The 25899-nt window shown below is 43.9% G+C and carries 23 protein-coding genes and 5 tRNA genes; 7 read left to right on the top strand and 21 right to left on the bottom strand.

Annotation, left to right across the window (positions count from 1 at the left end):
- Positions 1-97 precede the first annotated feature (97 nt).
- The 5 genes from FNC98_RS11525 (at position 98) to FNC98_RS11505 (ending at position 3722) form a co-directional block, all read left to right on the top strand.
- The gene (locus FNC98_RS11525; RefSeq protein ID WP_143581377.1) at positions 98-580 is read left to right on the top strand and encodes an Hsp20 family protein; all 483 of its coding nucleotides are present in this window, start codon (positions 98-100) and stop codon (positions 578-580) included.
- Between the two features lie 304 nt (positions 581-884).
- Entirely contained in the window at positions 885-1310 is a 426-nt protein-coding gene (locus FNC98_RS11520; protein WP_143581376.1) for an ATP-binding cassette domain-containing protein, read from the top strand.
- Positions 1307-1609: a hypothetical protein gene (locus FNC98_RS11515; RefSeq protein WP_143581375.1), complete on the top strand. Its 303-nt coding sequence runs from the start codon at positions 1307-1309 to the stop codon at positions 1607-1609. Before FNC98_RS11520 ends, FNC98_RS11515 begins: the two co-directional genes overlap by 4 nt.
- On the top strand, positions 1599-2453 hold the full coding sequence (locus tag FNC98_RS11510; protein WP_143581374.1) for an RNA polymerase factor sigma-32: 855 nt from the start codon (positions 1599-1601) through the stop codon (positions 2451-2453). Before FNC98_RS11515 ends, FNC98_RS11510 begins: the two co-directional genes overlap by 11 nt.
- Before the next feature lie 300 nt (positions 2454-2753).
- Positions 2754-3722 carry an NAD(P)H-quinone oxidoreductase gene (locus FNC98_RS11505; RefSeq protein ID WP_143581372.1) on the top strand — a complete coding sequence of 323 codons (969 nt, stop codon included), beginning with the start codon at positions 2754-2756 and terminating at the stop codon, positions 3720-3722.
- A gap of 374 nt (positions 3723-4096) precedes the next feature.
- On the opposite strand, the gene FNC98_RS11500 is transcribed toward FNC98_RS11505, so the two are convergent.
- From FNC98_RS11500 to FNC98_RS11480, 5 genes are all read right to left on the bottom strand, one after another.
- The gene (locus tag FNC98_RS11500) at positions 4097-4855 is read right to left on the bottom strand and encodes an SDR family NAD(P)-dependent oxidoreductase (protein WP_143581371.1); all 759 of its coding nucleotides are present in this window, start codon (positions 4853-4855) and stop codon (positions 4097-4099) included.
- Between the two features lie 36 nt (positions 4856-4891).
- Positions 4892-5293 (bottom strand): thiol-disulfide oxidoreductase DCC family protein, encoded by a 402-nt coding sequence (locus FNC98_RS11495; RefSeq protein WP_143581370.1) that lies wholly within the window; start codon positions 5291-5293, stop codon positions 4892-4894.
- 1 nt (position 5294) lies between these two features.
- Complete coding sequence (locus FNC98_RS11490; protein WP_143581369.1) at positions 5295-5747, bottom strand: DUF3429 domain-containing protein; 453 nt, start codon at positions 5745-5747, stop codon at positions 5295-5297.
- Positions 5748-5955: 208 nt separating this feature from the next.
- Positions 5956-7305 carry a glycosyltransferase gene (locus FNC98_RS11485; protein ID WP_143581367.1) on the bottom strand — a complete coding sequence of 450 codons (1350 nt, stop codon included), beginning with the start codon at positions 7303-7305 and terminating at the stop codon, positions 5956-5958.
- 306 nt (positions 7306-7611) lie between these two features.
- Positions 7612-8070 (bottom strand): Hsp20 family protein, encoded by a 459-nt coding sequence (locus tag FNC98_RS11480; protein WP_143581366.1) that lies wholly within the window; start codon positions 8068-8070, stop codon positions 7612-7614.
- Positions 8071-8255: 185 nt separating this feature from the next.
- On the opposite strand from FNC98_RS11480, the gene FNC98_RS11475 reads away from it, so the two are divergent.
- Complete coding sequence (locus FNC98_RS11475) at positions 8256-8858, top strand: DUF924 family protein (RefSeq protein ID WP_143581365.1); 603 nt, start codon at positions 8256-8258, stop codon at positions 8856-8858.
- A 247-nt stretch (positions 8859-9105) separates the two neighbouring features.
- Here FNC98_RS11475 and tpx read toward each other — a convergent pair whose 3' ends face one another.
- The 8 genes from tpx to FNC98_RS11435 form a co-directional block, all read right to left on the bottom strand.
- Complete coding sequence (tpx, locus tag FNC98_RS11470) at positions 9106-9708, bottom strand: thiol peroxidase (protein ID WP_143581364.1); 603 nt, start codon at positions 9706-9708, stop codon at positions 9106-9108.
- Between the two features lie 68 nt (positions 9709-9776).
- Positions 9777-11435 (bottom strand): amidohydrolase, encoded by a 1659-nt coding sequence (locus tag FNC98_RS11465; RefSeq protein ID WP_143581363.1) that lies wholly within the window; start codon positions 11433-11435, stop codon positions 9777-9779.
- Between the two features lie 150 nt (positions 11436-11585).
- The gene (lnt, locus tag FNC98_RS11460) at positions 11586-13145 is read right to left on the bottom strand and encodes an apolipoprotein N-acyltransferase (protein ID WP_143581362.1); all 1560 of its coding nucleotides are present in this window, start codon (positions 13143-13145) and stop codon (positions 11586-11588) included.
- A gap of 103 nt (positions 13146-13248) precedes the next feature.
- Positions 13249-14130: an HlyC/CorC family transporter gene (locus FNC98_RS11455; RefSeq protein WP_143581361.1), complete on the bottom strand. Its 882-nt coding sequence runs from the start codon at positions 14128-14130 to the stop codon at positions 13249-13251.
- 54 nt (positions 14131-14184) lie between these two features.
- Positions 14185-14652, bottom strand: coding sequence for an rRNA maturation RNase YbeY (ybeY, locus tag FNC98_RS11450; RefSeq protein WP_143581360.1), 468 nt, complete (start codon positions 14650-14652; stop codon positions 14185-14187).
- A 179-nt stretch (positions 14653-14831) separates the two neighbouring features.
- The gene (locus FNC98_RS11445) at positions 14832-15881 is read right to left on the bottom strand and encodes a PhoH family protein (protein ID WP_143581359.1); all 1050 of its coding nucleotides are present in this window, start codon (positions 15879-15881) and stop codon (positions 14832-14834) included.
- 26 nt (positions 15882-15907) lie between these two features.
- Positions 15908-17353: a tRNA (N6-isopentenyl adenosine(37)-C2)-methylthiotransferase MiaB gene (gene miaB / locus FNC98_RS11440; RefSeq protein WP_143581358.1), complete on the bottom strand. Its 1446-nt coding sequence runs from the start codon at positions 17351-17353 to the stop codon at positions 15908-15910.
- Between the two features lie 361 nt (positions 17354-17714).
- Entirely contained in the window at positions 17715-18023 is a 309-nt protein-coding gene (locus FNC98_RS11435) for a hypothetical protein (protein WP_143581357.1), read from the bottom strand.
- A 316-nt stretch (positions 18024-18339) separates the two neighbouring features.
- On the opposite strand from FNC98_RS11435, the gene FNC98_RS11430 reads away from it, so the two are divergent.
- Positions 18340-19530 (top strand): FAD-dependent monooxygenase, encoded by a 1191-nt coding sequence (locus tag FNC98_RS11430; protein WP_143581356.1) that lies wholly within the window; start codon positions 18340-18342, stop codon positions 19528-19530.
- A gap of 126 nt (positions 19531-19656) precedes the next feature.
- On the opposite strand, the gene FNC98_RS11425 is transcribed toward FNC98_RS11430, so the two are convergent.
- From FNC98_RS11425 to FNC98_RS11390, 8 genes are all read right to left on the bottom strand, one after another.
- A tRNA-Leu gene (locus tag FNC98_RS11425) sits at positions 19657-19742 on the bottom strand.
- Between the two features lie 389 nt (positions 19743-20131).
- Complete coding sequence (locus FNC98_RS11420) at positions 20132-20353, bottom strand: hypothetical protein (protein WP_143581355.1); 222 nt, start codon at positions 20351-20353, stop codon at positions 20132-20134.
- Positions 20354-20896: 543 nt separating this feature from the next.
- A tRNA-Gln gene (locus tag FNC98_RS11415) sits at positions 20897-20971 on the bottom strand.
- 51 nt (positions 20972-21022) lie between these two features.
- A tRNA-Gln gene (locus tag FNC98_RS11410) sits at positions 21023-21097 on the bottom strand.
- 10 nt (positions 21098-21107) lie between these two features.
- A tRNA-Leu gene (locus tag FNC98_RS11405) sits at positions 21108-21193 on the bottom strand.
- Positions 21194-21198: 5 nt separating this feature from the next.
- Positions 21199-21275 (bottom strand) — tRNA-Met (locus FNC98_RS11400).
- 217 nt (positions 21276-21492) lie between these two features.
- Positions 21493-24576, bottom strand: a complete 3084-nt coding sequence (locus FNC98_RS11395; RefSeq protein ID WP_143581354.1) for an efflux RND transporter permease subunit — start codon at positions 24574-24576, stop codon at positions 21493-21495.
- On the bottom strand, positions 24573-25667 hold the full coding sequence (locus FNC98_RS11390; RefSeq protein ID WP_221932882.1) for an efflux RND transporter periplasmic adaptor subunit: 1095 nt from the start codon (positions 25665-25667) through the stop codon (positions 24573-24575). Before FNC98_RS11390 ends, FNC98_RS11395 begins: the two co-directional genes overlap by 4 nt.
- Positions 25668-25899: the final 232 nt, after the last annotated feature.

Below are 25899 nucleotides of genomic sequence, written 5' to 3'. Positions count from 1 at the left end.
TTATCCCCAAATAAATAATTGTGGCACGTTGTCTTGTAAAGAAACCAGGCCACGTTAATTGTTTTTATTGTATGTTGCTTCAATCGGAGGATATATTATGAACTCAGTTGATTTAACCCCATTATACCGCAGTAGTATCGGTTTTGACCGTTTAGCGTCATTGCTTGATAGCGCATTAACATCGGATGCAACGCCAAGCGGTTACCCTCCTTACAATATCGAAATTATCGATGATAATCGTTATGCAATAACCCTTGCGGTAGCAGGCTTTTCACATGATGAGCTTGATATACAGGTTGAAAAAGGCGTACTTACGGTGCGTGGCAGTCAACGTAGTAAGGATGAACGTGAATATCTTTACCACGGTATTGCCAATCGAACCTTTGAGCGTAAATTCAACTTAGCTGATTATGTCGAAGTTACTCATGCTGATCTTTCCAACGGTCTATTAACCATAGATTTAGTGAAAGAGATCCCTGAGGCGATGAAACCAAAGTCAATTGCGATTAACACAAAAGCGCAAGCGATTGAACATAAAGCTGATGGTGAAAAAGTAACAAAGGCTGATAAAGCGGCTTAGGGCGTTGTTTGGGGGGATTTATTCCCCCCAATTTATCGCCCCCATTAATGCACCAATCATAGTCGTGTTGTTTATAGGATCAAAAAATAAGGACAAATAACTTGAATCAGTAAATTTTGCCCATATCAAAAAATCGAACTCGTTTTGTACTTTGTTTTCGGGAATTTTCCCTGCAACCATGGAGACATTTAACAATGTATTTTTCGAACCTTTCAAACGTACCGTTCAAGGGTGCATGTGCAATTAATGCAACGCAACGTTTAATCACCATAAAAACTAACATTCAGTAAACGTGGGGACTACCATGCTTGATGTGAGACATTTGACTCGCAGCTATGGCAGTTTTATCACTGTAGATGATGTGAGTTTTTCAATTAAAAAAGGCGAGATTATTGGTCTTTTAGGACATAACGGAGCGGGTAAAACCACCATTATGAAAATAGTCAGTGGCTATTTAGAAGCTGACGACGGAGACGTTTCCCTCGACGGCATTTCGCTTGGGAAAAATGCCGAATTACTGCAACAACACTTAGGCTATTTACCAGAAAGTCTGCCCCTTTATCCTGATATGACTGTTGCCGAGCATTTAGACTATGCTGCTGATTTAAAAGGGTTCAACGGAAAACAAAAAAATAGCAGAAATTCAATTCGTGGCTTAGGCAATTTAAGTCTACACAAGCACGTTATTTTGAACTTATTTTATATTGCTTATAGTGAGGATATATCATGACTTCAATTTACACACAGACCATTAAAGCACTAATTATTTCACTAGTCATTACGGTTAGTATCGGGCTATCGGCTTTTTCTATCGTTACCGAAAGTAAAGAAAGTACCAACTTCCAGGCAAAGACAAGCGTGAAGAGCGATGGTAAAAACCAGGTTTTTCAACCCAAATCTCAGTTTGAGAAAAAATTACATCGAGATCTCAGTATGTTAATGCCTTGGCACAAACAGTTTAATCCGCGTTTTCTTAGCTCTGTGCTAACAGATAACTCGAACAAGCAAGGAGGCCGGCATGACAACTGATCTAACACCTGTGCTACAAAGTACGGGCAGCTTCGAAGCGTATTTATCCTTTGTAAACCGTCAACCCGTCGTCGATGAACAGCAAGAAAGGGCATTGTTTGAAGACTACCAGCAACGAAATGATTTAGAGGCCGCACAAAGGCTTATCCTCTCACATTTAAGGCTTGTTGCTTATATTGCTCAAAGCTACAAAGGCTACGGACTACCTTTGGATGACCTGGTTCAAGAGGGCACCATAGGTTTGATGAAGTCGGTAAAAAAATTCAATTTAGACTTTGGCGTGAGGTTGTCTAGCTTTGCTGTGCATTACATTAAAGCAGAAATTCAAGAATATGTCATAAGGAACTGGCGTTTAGTAAAAGCGACCACAACTAAGGCAAAACGAAAGCTATTTTTTAACTTACGTAAACTAAAGTCGAGCACACATTGGTTAACTTACAAAGAAAAAAATGAAATTGCTGAGCAATTGCAAGTCTCTGAAGGCGATGTTGCTGACATGGAAGTGCAACTCTCACATTCAGACTTTTACCTCAATTCGTCAGTGAAAGGCGAAGGTGATGAACACGTACATTCAGATATCATTCTAGAAGATAAGTCCGAACCTTTTGCAGCAAAATTAATACAGCAAGATTTTAATATAAAAGTATTCAAGCAAGCCAAATTACTTATAGAAGAGCTAGATGAGCGCTCAAGGGATATTATTGAAAACAGATGGTTAGCAAAAGAAAAATTAACGCAAAAATATTTTTCTGAAAAATATGGCGTTTCCCAAGAACGAATTAGACAAATAGAAGCAACGGCGCTGGCAAGAATAAGGAAAAAATTAGCGATGCTGAATAATTGAAATATTGAAGAATAGTCGGTGAAATATCGACAGCACGTTAAATTTATCGATTCTCTAGCGATAAAATCCAGCGGTCTTTGGTCGCTGGGTAGTTCACTTGAAAGCACCCTTGAAATGAAACGGAGTTAATATGGGGAACGACAAAGGGGGTGCTCTCTCCCCCTCGAGCCTTGCGCTCATCGTCAGTTTGGTGGCTTAGGGTCTGGTTTACGCAATGGTGTTGCGTCCATTAGCCATCAGGGCCAACAATCCGCTATTATGGATGCCACATTGGAATTTCGTGCATACAGAGAGAGATAGATGCGTTATTTAGCGGTCGATGAAACACAGCAACTTACTTTTTCAGAAACAGAGCAACCCGTTATCGATGACGATGAGTGTCTGATCCAGGTTCTGGCAATTGGCATAAATCGTGCGGATTTACTGCAAAAAGCTGGCAAATATCCAGCACCGAAAGGGGAGTCGGAGATTCTCGGGATTGAAGTATCTGGCACCTTGGCACAAATTGGAAGTCATGTTGAAAACTGGCAGGCAGGGCAATCGGTTTATGCATTGGTTCCGGGCGGCGGTTATGCCGAATTTGTGAAGGTGAAAGCGTCACATCTGATGGCGCTGCCCGAAAACAAAACCCCAACCCAAGGTGCTGCGATTGCGGAAACCTTTCTAACCGCCTATCAGAGCCTGTTCGCCATCGCCAACCTCCAAGAAGGTGAGAAAGTATTGATACATGCCGGCGCTTCAGGTGTGGGTTGTGCAGCGATTCAACTGGCTAAAGCGAAAGGTTGCTTTGTTGCAACCACCGTGGGCAGTGATGATAAAGCACAGGCGTGTAAAGCCCTTGGCGCGGATATCGCCATTAATTACAAACAACAGGATTTTGCTGCCTGGGCAAAGGAAAATCGTTATCAGTTTGATGTCATAGTTGATGTGGTGGCCGGCGAGTATGTCGCTAAAAACATCAATGTGGCAGCACTTGATTGTCGTATTGTTATTTTGGCAATTCTTGGCGGACGTTTTAGTCAGGACTTTGATATGGCGAAGATGCTTGGTAAGCGGATAAGTTTGTTTGCATCAACGCTGCGTAATCGCAGCGATGATTATAAAGCCGAGTTGGTAGGCCGGTTTGAGCAGGATTTTGGTAAGGCTATTGCCGATGGTTCATTAACGCCAATAATCGATAGCGTTTATTCCTGGCAGCAAGCAAATCAGGCCCATGAAAAAATGGCCAATAATGCCAATATCGGTAAGCTGGTACTTTCAGTCGATTAGACGCCTTCGATATCGGCAAATAAATCCCGTTTATTAAAAGCAGCGGTTAACAAGCGACTGAAACTTTTGTCACCGGTAAACTCATAACCTTGCTTCCGGATTTGCTGGCGCTTAAGGCACCATCAAGCAATCATCGGGTTACGGTTTCAACGTTATCGCCAAGAATCTTGAAGATTTTCTTGGCTTTTTACCATTCCGGCGAGCTGGTATCGTAATCGCCAATTAATATGTCTGTAACCAACTGCTAGCTGCTTTTATCCTATTGCCATAATGATGTATCAACAATTCATTTGTTGCGTTTTGAACTATAGCAATCCCTGTGTTAGCCGATGTGCAAGGGCGGTAGCTGTTTGAAATGTATGCGAAATCGGTGGTCAAAACTCGATAGGGTTATTATTCCAATCGAGGTAACTAAGCTGACCATCAAAATCGACGGATTGAACAATATCTAAAAGTTGCGATGCGACAAATTTCGGGGTGAAGAGTTTGCCCGCAGGTACATTGGCCTGGAAAGGTTTGGACAGGTGGGTATCCGTTGTTCCGGGGTGAAAGGCGATGAGTTTGACCTTTTTAAACCGCCGCGAAAATTCAACCGAAACGGTTTTCAAAAGCATATTCAGTGCGGCCTTAGAGGCGCGGTAACTGTACCAGCCGCCAAGGCGGTTGTCGTTGATGCTACCGACCCTGGCGCTAAAACACACGACTTTGCAGGGGTGGTTGGTGGCGAATAAAGGGATCAGGTTTTGCAGCCAAAGTAAGGGAAGCATGGCGTTGCTCTGGAGCACATGACTTAAGGCCGCAGGGGACACATCCTCAAGTTTTTTTTCCGGGAAAAAATCAGTGTGTGAACCTTGGTTGACGAAATTGCCATGCAAAACACCATTGCAAATGAATACAGCGTCGATGTGCATCCCGGTCGCTACAATGTTTGAGCAAATCGCTTCAATGCTCTGTTCTGAATAATCCGATTGCCAGTCGGACACCGTGGATGCCCCTGATTGAGTTTGAGGAATCTCAGGCAGGGAAGAGCGAGAAACTCGCAATAATGCATGGTTTCCCGGTTGCTCCAGAATTTGCTCTGCAATAGCGTGAGCGATGGCGCTATTGGCGCCAATGATTAATGCATTCGTCATGGGTTACCCGGATAACAGCTGGCGAAAGAGCCCTGTTCATGGCCTTTTGTTCAGATCAGCACATTGATCGCAATTTAACCGTTCCTGACCAGTTAACCATCGGGAAATTTTAAAGCGGTTCTTCGCAAATACCAAGTAGGCTTTATCGGCGGCTTTGTCGACTAAAGGCCACCGTAGTGGGGCAACGCGCCACTTCTCACCAACCAGTGTCCAGGCACGGTAGGTGACGTCTAATCCAAGTAATATCTCCCCCCTATCATCTTCGCCGTGCAGGATAGCCTTAGCTTTCTCTAAATCAATGTGGGGATAACGCTCGTTAAAATCGACTCGGTTGATATCGACAAAATAAATGAGGTTATCGACATTCTTACGCTGCAATGACCGCATTTCCTGCAAGCACAATGGACATTGCCCATCGTAGAAAATTTTCAACTTCATCCTAAGCTCCTTGACCGAAATGAGGGAACAAAATCAGGCCGGCTAATAACAAGTGTAATGCACTAACTATTAGGGTCAGCAATTTACGCATCGAAAAGTAGTCAGGGTAAATCTCAGCGTAGTTTTCAAGTGTCGCTTCGTGTTTAAAGATAAGCAGGTATGCGATAAGCAACAAGGTAACGGCGATCAGGGTCGAATTCATTAACAGACAGACGAAAGCAATCAAGGAGATGACGTTGGATGTAATGAGCTCTTTGTCGTAGACCGCCTCACCATTGTTTTTGAGGCTATTGGCCCAAAGTGTACCGGCCAGAAAACTCAAAATGACTGCGCTGTAGAGTACGAATAATGTGTCGCCGGTAAGATTAAAAATACTGGTATCGAATGCATAGAGGCCGACCCCAAAAACAAAGGGTAGCAGCCCTGCGTATCCGAGACGTTTGTAGGTGGGCATAATCTGCCTCCTGTTTACCTGTGCAATTGTAGTTTGAAACTCATAAAAGAATACGCATGGCAGGTAGGGTTTGATCACAAACTTATTGGCATAAAAGGATATGTGTACTGTAACAGCAGAGCTGAACCTTGCTGTGCATGAATGAACTGCATTTTATCCAGCTACGCTATTTACCTCTGCAACAGTATCGAGGCGAAAGCCTCGATACTTAACTGTTGACCCCTTCACGAACCCAACGCTGCCATTGCAAACCTTTGCCTTGCAGAAGACGTTTTAAGCTGCGATAAAGTGCCTGAAACTCGATAACATCAACCAGATAATACAAAATCCAGGCTATTGGTGCGAAAAGCCACAAATTAAGGAAGTGCTTGCGATCGTGGTGGCAAAGCAGCTGGATATAGGTCATAAAGGTGATCAGGCCAATAAGGAGCATCAGCGGCGCATAATTGTCGCTGTATATGCTGTAACCGAAAAAAGCGGTGATAAGAAACGCTTCAATCAACAGAATGAATTCACCATACACAGCGATTGGTAATGTAAGTAATGTCAGATATTTATGGTGCTTTTTGCTATTGCTAAAAAACATATCACGATATCTCATCAAGGTTTGAAAGCGGCCAAATTTCCATCTTAGTCTTTGATTACACCAGCCTTTAAAATCCGATGGCGCTTCCGTGTAGGTCAATGCATCGGCTGCATATCGCGTTTGGAAACCAAGTGACAAAATTCGCAATGAAATTTCGATATCTTCGGTAATGATATCTGTGTCGAAACCGCCAAGGCGAGTAAGAATATCACGACGGTAGCTGGCCGCCGCACCGCCGATAATAAATACAGAATTGAATACCGAGTCGGCACGGCGGAAGAAGAAACCGCATAGGTATTCGAGCTGTTGAACCATGCTAATGAGTTTACGTTTGTTGCCGATAACCACATTGCCTGCAACCGCGCCAACTTTCGGAGAATTAAATTGTTTGACGGTATTTTTAATCGCATCTGGTGCCATTAAACAATCGCCATCAATGGTCATTACGATGTCTTTTGTTGCCAGCCTTAAACCTTTATTTAAAGCTCGTGCCTTACCTCCATTAGTCAGAGATAAATATTTGATTTCAGGTTTAAATTGAGATTTTAAAAATCGTCTTGAAGAAAACTTTGTCAGGTAATTTTCAACTAATTCTTCGGTTTCGTCTGTTGAACCATCGTTAATAACGATGATTTGTAAATCTGGGTATTGGTTGCTGACCACGGACTCTATTGTGCCAATGATGCCTTTGGCTTCGTTATATGCGGGGATCAGAACCGATACACCCAATGGATTAGCGCTTTTGGCTTCTTTATCGATTTTTAATTGACGGAAGAAATACAGTGGTAATGCAAACAATTGGATTAAGTACTTTACCAATATTGGTAAAAGTAGCAGGAAAATGCCAATTCTTGTGGCTTCCAAATCAGCGTAAAATTGTGGATCTGAATGAAGGTGGAGCCAGATAAAGCCGCCTGTTAACAGGTAGCCGAAACAGATAAGAGCTAACTTGCCCCAGATCGAAGAAGACATAATACAATCGCTTTATTATTGTTAATGATTCTCAGTTTAAGAGTTTATTTTTAATCGAACTCGTAAGCTAATGGGGGGCATTACTGTGGATAGTATGTCAGCAATAAAGGCAGGATAAAATGATTATTTTGTAATTTAACGTAATCGCCTTCACTCTAACTATCTAATTAATATAGGTCTTTTTACTGGTAAATTGCAATCGTTATATTTGATCTTGTTATTCAGGGGATAACGAAAAAGAAAAGACCCGCATTGCGGGCCTTTTCAACGACAGAAACTTAAGGGAGAAAATTCGTCGTTTTTGAGTTAGCTGGTTTTACCTTCTAACAAGCTTTTGCCGTTAATGGCAATCTTGCGAGGTTTCAGCGCTTCCGGAATTTCACGTTCCAGGTCAATGTGCAACAGGCCATTTTCCATGTGCGCAGAAACGACTTTAACGTGATCTGCTAACTGGAATTTACGCTCGAAATTGCGCTCAGCAATGCCCTGATATAAAAAATTTCGCTTGGCATCGTCTTCATTGGCTTGTTTGGTACCAGTGATCGTTAATGAGTTTTCTTTGGATTCAATATCCAACTCAGATTCAACAAAACCGGCAACGGCCATTGAGATGCGGTATTTATCATCGGCGATAGATTCGATGTTGTATGGTGGATAAGCAGGCTGTTTTTCAGCTCGAGTAGCTTTGTCCATTAAGGAGGCTAAGTGCTCAGCACCGATGAAAGAACGATATAGTGGAGCAAAATCTGTAGAAATAGTACGCATAGTCATATCCTATTTATAGCAATATGTTAATTTGATGTGCCTTTCATAAAGAACAGGCGGTTTATATGTAGACCCATTATGGCGACTACAGTTATTTATATGGGGCAGAGAAAAATCGATTCAAGGGATTCATTGAATTTTTTTAAATTTTTTTATCGAGAAATCACAAAAGAGGTTGTTGAGAATTGCAAGGTATTGAATCTGTTCTAAATTTTTGGTTTGGTAAAATTAAAGACGAATTGGCCTCAGGTGACCAGGGAAAACTTTGGTATGCGGCAACGCCTGAGCAGGACAAAGAGATAAAGGTTAAATTTGAAACCTTGCTTGAACAGGCAGCATCTGGTCAATTTGATGAATGGCAACTACAACCAAGAGGCTCTTTGGCGTTAATCATTTTACTCGATCAAATGTCTCGCAATATATACCGAGGAACCGCGAAAGCATTTGCTTTCGATAATCTTGCCCTTAACTATTGTCTGGAAGGAATAGACAGAGGCTATGACCAGTCGCTGTGTCTGATTGAGAAATGCTTTTATTATCATCCGCTGGAGCACTGTGAATCATTGGCGATGCAAAACCTTTGTCTCATCAAGTTCAATGAATTAGAAGACGAGTATTTTCAGCCTCAGCATCTGGATGTTATTCAAAACGCGTTAGATTTTGCCAAACAACATGCGGATATTATCGAGAAATTTGGCCGCTTTCCCCATCGCAATACCGTACTTAACCGGGTGTCGTCCTCAGAAGAACTGGATTATCTGCAGACCGCAAAACGATTTGGGCAATAACAAGGCAAAGACTACAGTGCACAGAGGGCAGAATTCAGAAAGAGCATACTTGCCAAGATATCCGTAGTCTGCCATCTGTCGTCCCGAGATTTTGATTCTCGGTCAAAATCTTGAAGTGCACAGTGCACAGACAGCAGAAATCAGAAAAAGCAAACTTGTCAAGATAACCGCAGTCTTCCGTCTAAATTAAAGCCTACTTGCCAAGATGTCCGCTGTCTGCCATCTGCATTCTGTTCACTTCTTGGTGTTACTTCACCATCATTAACGCGGTATCGTAGTCTGGCTCTTTTGAGATATCTTTGACCAGCTCTTTATAAGCGACTTTACCATTCTTATCGATGATCAAAATGGCGCGTGTAAGAAGCCCCATATCTTTGATAAGTAGCCCGTATTTATTACCAAAATCACGCCATACGGAATCGGATAACACCATGATTTTGTTCACTTTCTCTTGAGTGCAAAAGCGTTTTTGCGCAAATGGTAAATCATTGGAAATGGTCAATAGAACCACATCGCTTGGTAAACCACCTACCTCATTATTGAATCGTTTAGTCTGAGTTGAACAAACGCCAGTATCTAAACTTGGAACCACGGAAATCATTACCGTTTTGTCGGCAAAATCGCTTAACGAAACTTTCTCAAATCTCTCGTTAACCACGGAGAATTGCGGTGCATCATCGCCGACATTGATTGGTTCACCCAGTAAGGTGATAGGCTTGCCACTGGCGGTGACCACATTGGTGGTTGCAGTGCCCGGCATTGTCGTTGCGGTTGAACCAGCAGACGGAGCTGTATTTGCCGTGACAGTGAAGGACGTGACAAGTCCTAATGTTATTAATAAATGTTTCATTGCTAGGGGCTATTCCTTATCTAACCTTTGTTATTGTTATGTTAACGTTTTTACGCTGGGGCTAGAAGTTAAAATTCGACTTTTTTACCCGCCACCCAGGTCTCATTAACCTTGGTTTTCCAGATTTTTTGTTTGGAAATGGCAAAGATATCCTGATCGACCAAAATGAAATCGGCTTGTTTTTCTGGTTCCAGTGAGCCCAGGTAGGTTTCCTGATGTCCCGCATAAGCCGCATCTAAGGTGAAGCTTTTGAAAGCCTGTGACATCGTCATCGCCTGTTCTGGATACCAGCCGCCTTTGGGCATATTTTCCTTATCCTGACGGGTTAATGATGCATGCAAGCCAAAGAATGGGTTCGGAGATTCTACCGGAAAATCAGAACCGGCGGCGATAATGACCTCTTTATCGAGCAAGGTTTTCCAGGCATAGGCGCCTTTAATACGCTCAGAACCGAGGCGATCTTCCGCCATGTTTTTGTCAGAGGTGGCATGGGTCGCCTGCATCGAAGCAATGATATTCATTTCGGCGAAACGGTCAAAATCACTCATCTGCAGCACCTGAGCATGCTCGATACGATGGCGCAGTTTTTCGGTTTTGGTTTGTTTGATTGAGGTTTGGTAATTATCCAGAACTATCTTGTTAGCATTATCACCGATGGCATGGATATTAACCTGAAATCCAGATTGCATGGCATGGTTGATGATGTCATTTAACGCCTTGTTTTCATGTAACAATAAGCCACGATGATTAGGCATATCCGAATAGTCTTCTATCAAAGCTGCACCGCGACTTCCCAGGGCACCATCAGCAGAAATTTTAACGCTGTTAATTTGCAACATTTTGTCGTCACTTAATTGATTACCCTGCGCCAGAATGTCTTTCCAACCTGGATCGGTGACATCGACCATAGCGTTAACACGAATTGGCATCGCCTGCTTTTTTACCAGGCTTTGATAGGCGGTGATGTTGTCAGCACGAATACCTGCGTCATGGACCGAAGTAAGGCCTTGAGAGGCGAGATCTTTCATGCTTTTGATCAGCGCGGTTTCCATATCTTCCTGAGTAAGAGCCGGGATTTTTTCAAACACCAAATCCATGGCATTATCGACCAATACTCCAGTTGGTTGATTGTTTTCGCCGCGGATAATTTGGCCGCCATCGATTTCTTTGGTTTCACTGTTGATACCGGCGAGTTCCAGAGCTTTTGAGTTTACCCAAAGCGCATGGCCATCTACACGAGACAATACTACCGGCGTATCCGGGAAAGCTTTATCAAGACTACTTGCGGTAGGGAATTCATTACTCGGCCATTGCACCTGATTCCAACCACGGCCCTGAATCCATTTGCTATCCGGATTTTTCTTAGCAAAATCGATAACCCGTTGCACCGAATCCTGTTCCGATGGCGAACCCATTAAATCAACTCGCATCAAGCTGAGACCATAACCAAGCACGTGGCCGTGGGCATCGATAAGTCCTGGCAACATCACCTGACCTTCACCGTCGATGATGGTTACGTCAGCTTTTGCTTCGATGGTGTCGGTAAGTTTGTAGATACGATCTACCTTGTCATTGGTAAATTGCAAAGCTTTGAAGGTCATCAATTCACCATCGGTGAAGGTGTAACCTTTTACATTGTTAATAAGGGTGGTCTGTGCCAGCACTGGTAGCGAGGTTAGCGCCGATAGTGTCATCGCGGCAACAAAGGGACGTAAAGAATAAGTCATAGCGTTTCTTATGGTTGTTAATGTGATGTTATCTTAGCAACGAATTTTGCCATGAGCCAGAGGTTAGGAATGGGAGACGACCGTTTGCATTGCGCGTAATACCAATTCCATTGAGTGGGAATACACATAGAGGAATTAGTATTACAACATTCAAGCCCTGTTCAATCTATCTCGCAGTTTTGTAAAAAAAACGGTAATGAGCAAAAACGCGAAGATTAGACTGACGAGGATGCGTTCAATCAAATAGCCCCACTGGCTAAATGGCGTTTCACCCTGAGTAAGAAATACGTCTGTGCTCAGCGTGGTTTGTACAAATTGCGGAATCGAAGCGGCGATATCACCATTGTGATCAATAACCGCGGTAATTCCATTATTGGTTGCACGAAGCATCGGGCGACCGAACTCAATGGCACGCATTCTGGCGATATCCAGGTGTTGATGAGGACCATGGGAGTCGCCAAACCAGGCGTCATTACTTACCGTTAATAGCAGGTCAGTTGAGTTATCGACATTGGCTGCCGTTTGTTGCGCAAACGCCACTTCAAAACAAATTAGCGGCGCGATGTTAAAGCCATCGGCAACCAGGTTGGTTTGCACATAATCGCCACGCTGAAAGGAAGACATGGGTAAATCAAATAATGGCGCAATTTTCTTCATCACCGCCTGAAACGGCACGAATTCTCCTATCGGCAATAAGTGATGTTTGTTATAGCGATTAGCGTTGCGGAAATAGTAATCCCCCTGTCCGGAATCTCCATTTTTGTTACCTAGAACTATCAGGGAGTTAAAGAAACTCCTGGTATCAACTTCAAAACTAATAATACCGGTTATTAAAGCGGCATTGTGTTCGCCGGCTAAGGCATCAACTTGTTGCAGGTAAGGCTGGGCTAATGGCTCCACCCTGGGGATCGCCGCTTCCGGCCAGATAATGATATCGTGGTTCTGGTATAACTCTTTTGTATCTGCGATGTATTGCTTGATAATGATGTCTTCTCTGTCTTTATCCCATCGCAATGATTGCTCAATATTACCTTGCACCATAGCAATGGCGACAGGTTTATCCGATACGGTTACCCAGGTTGGAATTGTTGCCAACAGCGTTGCAATAATCAGCCCTGCTAATAAGGAAGCGTTGAGTATTCGTTTTTGACCGACAATCAAATAGAAAAGCGCAACACATCCGAGCAGGAGGAGGGAGGAGAGCAGCGTTTCTCCGACCACTGGGACTAAGCTGATAAACGGTGAATCAATTTGACTGTAACCCAAAGATAACCAGGGGAATCCCGTTAATAATCTTGCTCTTAAGAACTCTGTGGCGAACCAGATTAACGGGAGTAACAGCAGATAATGGTTGTTAAAAAGCGATAGGTTTCTAAAACCAACGGTTATCCGGGCAGCAAGCCCGGGGAAGATTGCCAGGTAAGCACAAAGCAATAGCATTAACAGCAAAGAGGCGACAAGTGGCATACCGCCAAATTGCTCAATGCTGACATGAACCCAGGAAATGCCGGCTGCGAACCAACCCAAACCAAAACTGAATCCACGCCACCAGGCTTGATTACCTGTTGCGGTGTGAATTTGTCGGATGAATATCAGTAAACAGAGCCAGGCAACGGGCCATAGGGAAAACGGTGCATAGGAGAGCACCATGAGTAATCCAGCGATAAAACTGATTGCCAGATTATATTTAGGAGATTGAAATAAACTCAAGCTAGTGTTCCATCATTTCGCTTTATGAAAATTGGGGGCAGATCTTGAATTTTGCATTTTATGCAGGTTTAACAACCGGCCCCCCAATTCATAGGAGAAAGTTCTATCGCTCGTCAACCAAACGACCGTTAATTTCATGGTCTTTTGGAATGGTAACCTGAAGTTGCTGAATACGCCGTTTGTCTGCAGAGACAACTTTAAAGTCAAAGCCATTGATGTCGATGCTTTCGCCGCGCAGTGGCATATGGCCAAAACGATGCATCACCGTACCGCCTATGGTATCGGCTTCTTCTTCATCGAAATCACAATTAAAGTATTCGTTGAAGTCATCCAAATCGGTGAGCGCTTTTACGTGGTAAACATTACCCGCCAAACGTCGAATTTCGCGCTCTAGCATATCGTCATGCTCATCTTCGATTTCGCCAACAATTAGCTCAAGGATATCTTCAATGGTTACCAGGCCAGAAACACCACCGTATTCGTCAACCACAACCGCCATATGATAGCGTTGCTGGCGAAATTCTTTTAATAGTGGCTCTACGCGTTTACTTTCCGGAATAATAATTGCCGGACGAATGATGTCTTTTAAGGCGCAGCTACTTGCGTCTTTAGTGAATCCATAGGCCAGCAAATCCTTAGCCAGTAACACACCTTCGATGTGATCGATATCGTCATTGATAACAGGAAAGCGAGAGTGTGCAGACTCTAGCACGATTGGCAGGAATTCCTCTACCGATTGCTGGATATCGACGGTTACCATGTGAGAGCGCGGGATCATAATGTCTCGAACGCGCATATCGGATACTTCCAATACGCCTTCCAGCATTTGTTTGGTAGCGGGTTTGATCAACTCACGGTCTTGAGCATCTTGTAATACTTCGACTAATTCTTCTTTATTTTGCGGCTCTCCGGTAAATGCTTGAACAATTTTTTCCATAAAGGACTTCGAAGAGCCGTGGCTAGAGTGCGGGTTGTCGTCGCTCATAGAGCAGTATTTTCACCTTAGTTATTTAATCTTTTGACCAATCGTCTGTCACGTTTAGTCGGTTATATAGGGGTTATTAATATTTAACGATGCCAATAGCTTAACCTCCAAAGCTTCCATTTCTTCGGCATCAACCTCTCTTATATGATCATAACCTAATAAATGCAAGCATCCGTGGATGATCATATGGGCCCAATGGGCGGTAAGTGGTTTGTTCTGTTCACTGGCTTCGGCTTTGACAACATCGGCACAAATTACCAAATCTCCAAGTAAGCTCAGTTCAACGCCGTCTGGGGCCTCAAACGGAAATGACAGGACATTGGTTGGTTTGTTTTTGTCTCGATATTGGTGATTTAGCTGTTGAGATTCATCGCTATCAACGATGCGAATCGTTAATTCCGCATCTTTTGAGTAAATACTTAATGCGGTATCCACCCAAAGTTGCATATTTTCAGCGGAAGGTAACCCGGATTCATCGCTACAGGCTATCTGAATATCCAATGTATTAATTGATGTAGTCAAAGTGTTCGCTTCTGTGATTTTAAGGAACTTAATTCGGCGGGAGAAATCGTGCCTAGGGTAGCGACGCCTTCAGATACAACCAGGCTTCGCACCCAGGACATATAAGTAGATTCAGTATTGCCGAAAAAGTTCCAGACTTTAGCCATTAAATTTTTTCTATCTCAGAATTAACGCCCGAATTAATCGGCGCCGTTATCTTCTGGCGCTTTTTTAGTGTTATTCGCGCTTGTTGCTTGATTCGCCCCTTGCTGCTTTCGCATGTCATGTCTTTCATAAGCTTCGACAATGCGAGCAACGACGGCATGACGGACAACGTCTTTAGACTGGAAAAAGTTAAAGCTTACGCCTTTGATGTTGTCCAGCACCTCGATAGCATGACGTAACCCTGATCGTTGTCCGCGCGGCAAATCCACCTGAGTAATATCGCCGGTGATAACTGCTTTAGAATTAAAACCGATACGGGTCAGGAACATTTTCATCTGTTCAACCGTGGTGTTTTGACTCTCATCAAGAATAATAAAGGCATCATTTAAGGTACGGCCGCGCATGTAGGCTAGCGGTGCTACTTCAATCACATTGCGTTCGATGAGCTTTTCAACCTTTTCAAAGCCAAGCATCTCGAACAGGGCGTCATATAAAGGACGTAAATAAGGGTCAACTTTCTGTGACAAATCGCCAGGCAGGAACCCCAGCTTTTCACCGGCTTCTACCGCAGGGCGAGTCAACAGAATGCGGCGTACTTCCTGACGCTCAAGAGCATCAACGGCACAGGCAACAGCAAGGTAGGTTTTACCGGTACCGGCAACACCAACACCAAAACTGATATCATTAGTCAGGACGTTTTGAACATAGGTTTTTTGATTCTCGTTACGTGGCTTGATTAATCCGCGCTTGGTTTTAATCGTCACCATTTTGTCGTAATCGGCATCGACATCGGTACCTTGCTCGAGAATATTCACCTCATGGATAGCCAGGTGCAGCATTTCCGGGGTGATGTTCCCGGTCTTACCTTTGACTTCGGCGGTTTCTATGTATAGATCCTTTAATAATTTAGCCACAGCATTGCTATGTGCGTCATTGCCGTGGATCTTAAACGAGTTACCGCGATAACCAATCTCTACCCCTAACAAGCGCTCAATTTTGCGCAGGTTTTCATCCAGAGGACCGCAAAGGTTTGCGATTCTGGTGTTATCCATGGGATCCAATGTTACTTCTAAACTGGTTTTCATTATCGTTAAACCATTTATCCTTTTGCCTATGGAGTATAGGTTTCAACACCTAAACTGTCAGCCGAATTGTCCGGGGCAACCTGATGGTGCTGGTTAGCCAGGATATCAGCCGGTGAATGGGCAATACGAAGACCCATTTCATCCTCGGTACGGACTAATTTGCCACGCAACGAGTTGCTGTATACGTCGGTGATTTCCACATCAACGAACTGGCCAATGACGGTGTGAGGCGCTTCGAAGTTAACGATACGGTTGTTTTCGGTGCGACCACGTAGCTCCATTGGGTTCTTTTTAGAAGGGCCTTCAACCAGGATACGTTGTTCGGTGCCCAGCATTTTGCGAGCAATAGACAGAGCCTGAGTATTGATACGATCTTGCAAAATCTGTAGACGTTGCTTCTTGGTTTGTTCAGTCACATCATCAACCGCATCCGCGGCCGGTGTTCCCGGGCGAGCACTGTAAATAAAACTGAAACTGATATCGAAATCGATGGCTTTGATAAGGTTCATCGTAGCTTCAAAATCATCGTTGGTTTCACCTGGGTAGCCAATGATAAAATCTGATGACATGCAGATATCCGGGCGAACTTTACGCAAGCGACGGATTTTACTTTTGTACTCAATGGCGGTGTGACCACGTTTCATCATGTTCAGAATACGGTCGCTACCGCTTTGCACTGGCAGGTGCAAATGGCTAACCAGCTCAGGAACATCGGCATAGGCATCGATAATATCATCGGTGAATTCAACCGGGTGCGATGTGGTGTAACGAATACGATCGATACCATCAATGGTTGCCACTAGACGCAATAAATCAGAGAAACGGCAAATGCTGCCATCGTGGGTTTCACCACGGTAAGCATTTACGTTTTGACCAAGTAGGTTAACTTCGCGAACGCCTTGTTCCGCAAGTTGAGCGATTTCATAAAGTACGTCATCGAGTGGACGGGAAACTTCTTCACCACGGGTATACGGCACAACACAGAACGTACAATATTTACTGCAACCTTCCATGATTGAAACGAATGCCGTTGGGCCTTCAGCTTTTGGTTCTGGTAGGCGATCGAATTTTTCGATTTCCGGGAAACTGACATCAACAACGTGATTGTGCTCACCGGTAACCTGTTGGATCATTTCTGGTAAACGATGCAAAGTTTGTGGACCAAATACAATATCAACAAATGGCGCACGTTGACGGATAGCATCACCTTCCTGAGACGCTACACAACCACCAACACCGATGATTAAATCAGGGTTGTCCGCTTTTAAGTTTTTCCAACGACCTAATTGGTGGAATACTTTTTCCTGAGCTTTCTCACGAATCGAGCAGGTGTTTAGTAGTAATACATCTGCCTCTTCCGCTTCTTTTGCTTCAACAAAACCATGGGTTGAATCTAACAGGTCAGCCATTTTTTGCGAGTCGTACTCGTTCATCTGGCAGCCCCAGGTTTTAATAAACAGCTTTTTGGTCATGTACGTTTGCCTAAATATCGTTAACACTCAAAGTATACTCGGGTTGGGGTCAGATCTTGAATTTTGCACAATTCATGCTCTGCCCCCCAATCTGTACACCCTGTTTCTGCGGGTGAGGGCTTATTTATACTGGCGTTCATGGAATCTATTTGTAACGCCAATCGCCCTTGAGTGTGGTCAAAATAAAAAAGGAGCATATTTTACTCTTTCTTGTGACGCCACGCCACTGTCTGGCTGTTATTAATTTGTAAAGTTGAGGGCCTGGAAGTCAGGAGATAGGCAGATAGAAAAAAGGCAAGAAACAGTGAGCTGTTATTCTTGCCTTAATTTATTGCTGGTTATTGGAGCGATAAACTCACAATTATTCAGCGGCATTGTCAGAATCTTTCCAGGTTTCACCACGGGCTAATTGCTGATCAAACTGGCTTGTTTCCTGACCAATGTCGGCAATAGTCTTGCGAGCCTGCTCATAGATGTCCAGCCGCCCCTGATAATTTAGATATTGCAGGGTGTGCTGTGTTTTCTGGGCGATCAAATCGGCTTTTTGCGTATACATTACGGTATAAACGTCAGTAACCGAAACTGCATTTTCAGGTTTTTCGTCATTGGCTTGTGAAGGAAGCGATACCATCAGGGCCGTCGATAACAAAGTCATAGCTAAAGTTTTCATCATTTTTTCCTAAAAGTTTTTAAATTTGTCAGCTCTTAAGATAGATAATGTTAAAAAAAGGTTGCGCGACGCTTGTAAGCATTTGTGTCGAAAACCGCGTTATTAATTACTTTGTTACATACTCTCTAAGATCAGTATTTTATCGTGCATTTCTGGTGGTTTATCGTACAGCTTGTTAACGCTATGATTCTTAGACATAAATCGCAATTTACTGGGATATTTGTTTTCCCAGAAAATGCGCTGGTATCAAGCTAGTGTTGTCCATTACAATCAATATTAGAATTGCAAAAAACGTGTTAAAAGGGTTAAAGGCTCGATGGAAAAGTTTGACTGTCTGGTTATTGGTGGCGGTATGGTTGGCGCAACAACCGCGGTTGCGCTTGCTGACCTTGGGCTGAAAATTGCTCTTGTGGACACCCATAGACCAGATAGTAATTTGCTGGATAACCCCGGGGATTATGATCAACAGCAAGATTACAACTTGCGAGTCTCCGCCGTTTCACTTGGCTCAGAGCAGCTATTACGCAGTTTACGCATCTGGCAACAAGTGCAGTTATGGCGGGTGACGCCATATCGTCGCCTCGCGGTTTGGGAGCAGGGGCTAAGCTATGCGGAATTTCACTGTGATCAGATTAAACAATCTCACCTTGGCCACATGGTGGAAAATCACCTGATACAAGCGGCGGCCTGGCTGCAAATCAAAGCAAGAAGCAACATTAAAGTATTCGCCCCGCAAAAATTATCCAAGATTGAAAACCGTGAGGATGGGATAACTGCGACTTTGGGTGATATCACCATTGAAAGCGAAATACTGGTTGGCGCAGATGGTGGAAATTCCATGGTCAGAAATTTGGCCAAGATAGGTACCAGCGGTTGGGATTACCAGCATTCTGCAATGCTGATTAATGTAAAAACCGAACAGGATCAGCAAGACATTACCTGGCAACATTTTGTAAACGGTGCGCCGGTAGCGTTCCTGCCTTTAAGTGGAAATCGAGCCTCTTTGGTTTGGTACGACAAACCACAAACCATCAACGAATTGGTCAACTTATCGAGTAGCCAATTACAACAGCGGATTATCGAACACTTTCCAAAGCGCTTGGGAAATATTGAAGTGATTGATAAAGGCGCATTCCCATTGATTCGTCGCCACGCCAATCAATATGTGAAAAATCGAGTGGTACTGGTTGGTGATGCCGCCCATTCAATTAATCCGTTGGCGGGGCAGGGGGTGAACATGGGGTTTAAAGATGTGCACGCATTGCAGGAAGTTATTGCCAAAGCCATTGGCTCTGGCGAACATTATGCGGATGCCTCGGTATTAAGGCGATACGAGAAGCAACGTCGCAACGATAACCTTTTGATGATGACGACGATGGATTTGATTTACCGGGGATTTAAACAACCTGCAGGACCAATCAAACTATTGCGTAACCTGGGTTTGTTCGGTGCACAGCGAATGGGTCCTATTAAGGACAAAGTTCTGGCATACGCCTGCGGTTTATAGATCTTGGTAGATCATGGGGGCAGAATTGTTGAACGTCATTCAACGATTCTGGCCTAAAGATTTAAAGCCTGAAACGAAAAAACCTCCGAAGTTAATCTCGTTAGAAATTACCTTCGGAGGTTTTAATGGTGCGGGAGGAGAGACTTGAACTCTCACATCCTGAGGATACTGGAACCTAAATCCAGCGCGTCTACCAATTCCGCCACTCCCGCGAACGATGTGCATTATAGGGAAGGCAGTTTAAAGCGCAAGCGTTTTTTTCAGAAAATTTAAAAAAATAGTTTGTTTGCTTATTTTGTAGACGGATTGTGTTTTTTAACGGCGATTAGCCCTGATTCTTAATAGCTCTCGAATTTTTCGCACGCCCAGATTAACTCATCTCGGTTCTATCTGTTAAGCTTTTGGTTTTTATAAATGCGAAGATTGCAGTGGTGTTTACCTCTACGCTGATATGTGAATAGCTAATGCGTAGAATTTTTGCGTAAGGTTTAGTTGGGTTTGGTTGGGTTTGGTTGGAGGATGAATCCAGGAAAGTAAGACCGGGCACAATCAAACAGCATATAAAGACCACCCGGTATTGGTATTAGTTAGCTCGGAAGAATTACGACTCTTCTTTTAATTCTTCCTGCGTTTCCTGTTCCGGTGCTTCCTTGATGGCAAAGAACATTAGTGCACCGACAACAATCGCTCCAAGGCGAATTGCCCAACCTGTTGTATCACCCCAGTTATCAACCCACATCAGGATTTTTAACTCGTAACCAACCAGGTTCAATAATAGCGATGCAATACCTGCAATCATCAAGTACAAACCGACTTGCTTCATAACTTTTTCCTTATTCTATTTATTATTTTTTGTTTTTATTTTTTATAACTATCTGATTAAAACCAGATAATCTAATAATACCAATCCCATTAAATTATTGCTCACTCAGTGAGAATTTAAAGGCTTTTAGACAAGGCTTTGATTGCAGAGAATGGTTATTCCATTGTCAAAATCAGTAACGCAGGATAAACGCCTTTAAAACTCACCCGTAGGGAGTTAGTGAGAGGCCCATTTCCTGCCCTATATTTCATTAATATAGAATGACTATATCAATAAAATCTATGTTGTAAATGAACCTCGGCCCTAACTCTGAGTTGTGCACAAACTTAGTGGGATTGGTATAACCATACAGGAAATGAGGGATAGAAATAAAGCAGCGTTAGCTTGATGCAGACAGATGTGATTGGATGCTAACCTGCCCTAACCGAGAGAAAATCTAGGATACGAAACAATTTTATAGCGTAAAAAAATTTAAATTTTCTTAAACGAAAATGAAGAATTACGGACAAATTAATAAGATATTTTTAAGAGGAGAGAAAAAGTTGGCTGGGGTACGAGGATTTGAACCTCGGAATGACGGGATCAAAACCCGCTGCCTTACCGCTTGGCTATACCCCAACTCAGGGACTTTCTACATTGATTGCTTTGATACGCACCACTTAGGAAAAGTGGCTGGGGTACGAGGATTTGAACCTCGGAATGACGGGATCAAAACCCGCTGCCTTACCGCTTGGCTATACCCCAACAATGTAAATGGTGCGGGAGGAGAGACTTGAACTCTCACATCCTGAGGATACTGGAACCTAAATCCAGCGCGTCTACCAATTCCGCCACTCCCGCGAGGATGGTGGCTACGGCGGGACTCGAACCTGCGACCCCATCATTATGAGTGATGTGCTCTAACCAGCTGAGCTACGTAGCCTTCCAAACACTTGTCTGAGTTGCCTCAAGCAAGTGCGGCGTATTATGCAAATCTGCCTTGAGGTCGTCAACTGTTTTTTCGAAAAAATTGCGACTTTTTGTTTGTTTGCTCAAAGTCTCGCCAAATCGTTGCAATTCTGTCCGGAACTTAATAAAAAAGCCCGTAAAAAGGGCTTTTTTATTATAACGGTCTATTAACACCTAAGCTTCATATCGGGTTATTTAGCAATACTCGCAGTTAAATCAAATGAGCGTTTTCGGCTCATTAAATAAAATGCCGCGGGTACAAAATAAAATGATAACAGGGTTGTTAGTACCGTTCCGCCGGCAATGGCAATAGCAAATGGTGGCCAGAAACCGCCGCCAGCCAATATTAACGGCAGGAATCCACCAACGGTTGTTATCGTTGTCGAGCTGATATGGCGGGTACAGCTTAATACTCCATGAATAATCGCGTCTTCTTCGCCAACAATTGCATTCTCATCGGCTTTTAGCTCGGCAAGAATAACAATGGCTGAGTTGATTGCTAAGCCCATCAGGCCTAATAAGCCGATAATTACCGTAAAGCCGAACGGATAGTTAAAGACAAACACACTCAGTAAACCCAGACCCATCGACATAAAAGCTGAGATAAATATGATCGACGACACCCGAAATGAATTGAAAGACAGCACGACAACGGTAATCAACAGCGTTAATATAATGCCAACACTACCGAGTAACTTACCTACGGCTTTATCACGGGCATCTGATTCACCACCAATTTCCAGGGTGTAGCCGGTAGGCACTGTTATTTCATCAGCATCAATTTTGGCTCTGACTTTATCAAGCACCACTGAAGGCAATATTCCTGCTCTTAAATATCCTTCGATAACATTAACTCGTTTACCATCGCGATGTGGGATCGCTCCACGAGACGGTTTAATATCCACCTCGGATATCGCCGCTAGTGGAATGAACTCGCCGGTCGTCGCATTAATGATTGGGAAGTTGGCGAGGTTATTGACGCCCTGACGGTATTCGTCGCCTGCTCGCACTCGCACGCCAATCGATTCGGTGGCTTCAATAATCGAGCCTTGAGTGCGGCCCTGCAATCCAACTTCTAACTGGCTCGCTAAAGAGCTTAATGTCAGTTGCAAGGTACTTACCGAATCTTCATCGGCTTTTAACCAGGCCTTTGGTGTACCGGCTAATAAGGTAGAACGGGTGTGGATCACATCTTCGGTTTCTGAAAATATGCGTCGCAGATCATTACCCAGCACCTGCAGGGTGTCGAGATTTGGCCCATAAATACGAATTTCGATAGGGGCATTAAATGGTGGGCCTTGTTCAAGCTTGCGCACTAATATCTGCGCCTGTGGAAATTCATCATCGAGTTGGCGCTGCAATTGCGGTATCAATCGATTGGCGGCTTTAAAGTCTTTGGCGGTGATCATCGCCTGAGCATAATTTTGCATGCCATCTTTGGCGGCGATCAGATTGTAATAAAACGCCGGAGCACTTTTACCGATAAACCAACGGACCTCATCGATATCCTGTTCGGCCTGCAAAGACTCAGAAATCTTTTGAGTTAACGACTGAGTTGCATAGATACTGTTTTGCGGCGGCAGGAATACTTCAATATGGAACATATCCCGATCAGAAGGTGGGAAGAATTGTTCCGACAAACTGCCAGCAGCAATAAACCCGGCAATGGGTAAACTAAACACCAGCGCAATAATGGTTTTTGGATACTGTAAGGTTAGTTTCAAACTGTTGGTAAAGGATTGCTCAAGCGCGGGCAGACCCAGGCCTTGATTGTACCAATGATTCGATTGCTTACCTTTTACAAAACGCCCAGACAATCCCGATACTATGGTGTGAGAAATCAGGTAAGAGCCAATCAGAGAGAAAATAACGCTTAAGGCAATACCACTAATAAACTCACCGGCATCACCTGGCATCAGTACTATCGGCATAAAGGCAAGAATCGTGGTTAAGGTAGAACCTAATAAAGGTAACCAAAGATGACGAACCGATTGCAATACCGCTTGCAGGCCATTAATGCCCCGTTGTTTGCGTTGCTGGATGCTGTCGGTCATCACGATAGCATTATCTACCATGATACCCAGGGCAACCACCAGGCCGGTAACCGACATCTGGTGAATCGGCAGGCCATAGAAGTTCATAACCGTTAAAGTGAATAACACGGTTAATGGTAGGGATATCACCACAATGATTGCCGAGCGCCAACCCAGGGTAATAAACAAGACGACGGCAATAATAATAAAGCCGAGGAAAATGTTATCAACAAGGTCACTAAGTCTGGCTTCGGTGTAGGTGTTTTGATCAAACAGGACTTGCAAAGACATACTGGCAGGCAGTATTTGTGAGAACTGCTCGACGCGTTCGTCAACCCGTTTACTCCAGTGATCGACACGAATACCACGGATCATGCGAGTTGCGACAACCAAAGCTGGTTTGCCATTAACAATAGCAATTTCGCTCAGAGGTTGTTTTAACTGCCTGGAAACGCGAGCAACATCGGACACACGCATTATCTGGTTGTTGTCACTGCGCAGCGGAATATTTCTTACCCGCTGCAGGTTATCCAGAGCCCCGACAACCTCGATTTGTAATTGGTTGTTGTCATTAAACAACTTACCTGCCGGGATTTTTACATCAGCAGCGACAATTGCCTGAGCCACTTGCTCGGCGGAAATGTTGGCTAAGGCGGCTTTTTGCTGATCGAGCTCGACCAAAATCTCTTCATCATTAATACCATGAATGTCGACGATATCGGTACCTGACACTAACCTGAGCTGACTTTGTAATTCTTTGGCATAGCGCCCCATGCTGATGAGATCTGGCTCGGCGTTGGCGTCATCTATTTGCCAGTTTAAGGCTAGTAAACGGGTATAAGCGAAACTGCGCTCCTCATCGAAACGGGGAGGCATGGCATCAGCGGGCAATTGCGGTTCGATATCGGCGAGCAAATCACGAATTCGTGAAAAAATCGGGGTTGAATCTGTGACATATCCTTCCAGTTTTACCTGAATAACGGAAATTTCAGGACGTGATGTCGAGGCCAGATATTCAATCTCCGAAAGAATCTGTAATTTTTGCTCAATTTTTTCAGTGACCAGGGCTTCAACGCGTTCGGCGCTGGCACCGGGAAACTGGGTGATCACCAGACCAAAACGGTTTTCCATTGCCGGATCTTCAGAGCGGGGAAGGGCTGATAAGGATGCCAGACCGGCAACGATCAATAAGATAATCAGCAAGGCCATTAATCGGCCATTGCGAACAAACATTTCTATCATGGCGCTGTCACCGAACTCGCTTCGTTTTCAACACGGACGATTTGCCCGGCAACCAGACGTTGCAAACCGTTTTTGACGATTTTGGTATCGTCATTAAGGGACGAGCGAATAAAAGCACCGTCTTTATTTACATAGAGGATTTCTACTGTGTGGGTTTGTAAGGTATACAGCTTTGCTTGTTCAGTTGGCTCAAGGGTGTATACGTTCCATACGCCGCGCACACCATCAGTGATCGCAGATAACGGTACCCAAAACCCATCGGCTTTAATATATTCTTTGTAATCCAGATAGCCTAACTGGTTGTTATAAACACGGATGTCATCAGGTAATAAAAAGCGCAACTGCACGGTTCGGCTAAATGGGCTGATATCGGAGTTGGCAGACACATTATCGACAGTAATGATTTGCTCATTGATTAATAATTGGTGCTCTGTTTGATTCTCGATATTACGAGCCAAATCCTGCGGTACGCCGACTTTAAGCTCATTCTGGTCACCTTGTTGCAATTCAAAGGCCATCACCTGAGGCGAGACAAGTTCACCTTTATTAATCAGGCGCTTGTTAATCGTGCCGGCGAAAGGTGCGGTAATTGCTGTGCGGTTTAACTGATAGTTTTTAGCATCAATGTTGGCCTGGATCTGACGTTGGCTAGCGTTTAAAACCTGTTGTTCGGCCAGTAATTCGTCGCGACTCTGATCAGATGTGTATCCTTGTTCGATCAGCGCATTGATACGATTAAGGTTTGCTTCATTTAATACCTGTTGTGCCTGGACCTGAGATAGCTGGGCGGTCAGTTGCGACAATTCTATGTTTAATAATTCCTGATCTAAGGTGGCTAGCGTTTGTCCTTGTTCAACTTTATTACCCTCGAAGGCGAGAATTTGATCGACCCTACCGGAAACCTCGAACATCAGCTTTGCTGACTGCTTCGAGCGTATGGTACCGGCAAATTTTCGCTCTACATGATAGCCGTCCTGAGCAGACAGGGTCACCGTCTCTACTTTGTGATGATAAGCTTGTTTACTGGCACTGGCGTCTGGTATATCCAGTTCATTGCAAGCACTGAGTGCGATCAGGGTGGGCGAGATCATCAATAAAGTCGCTAATCTTTTTGTTGAAAGCTGCTTGCTCAAGTTAACGGCGACGTGATGAGCAATTTTAAAGGTGTTGGCAATCATAATGGTTAAAGTACGGCAAGTAATACTAGACGGTTCAGTCTAGTTTAGATATTTTAAACTGGACTGTCTAGTCTGATTTGTTACAATTTATAAGTAACTAATCACAAAAATTTAAAACATGATCACAAAGTATCGACCTTAGGTT

Origin of the sequence: Thalassotalea sp. PS06 (assembly GCF_007197775.1) — a bacterium.
Lineage (GTDB): Bacteria > Pseudomonadota > Gammaproteobacteria > Enterobacterales > Alteromonadaceae > Thalassotalea_A.
Note: the sequence above shows the minus strand (reverse complement) of the source record. Positions and strands in the feature narration are given on the sequence as shown.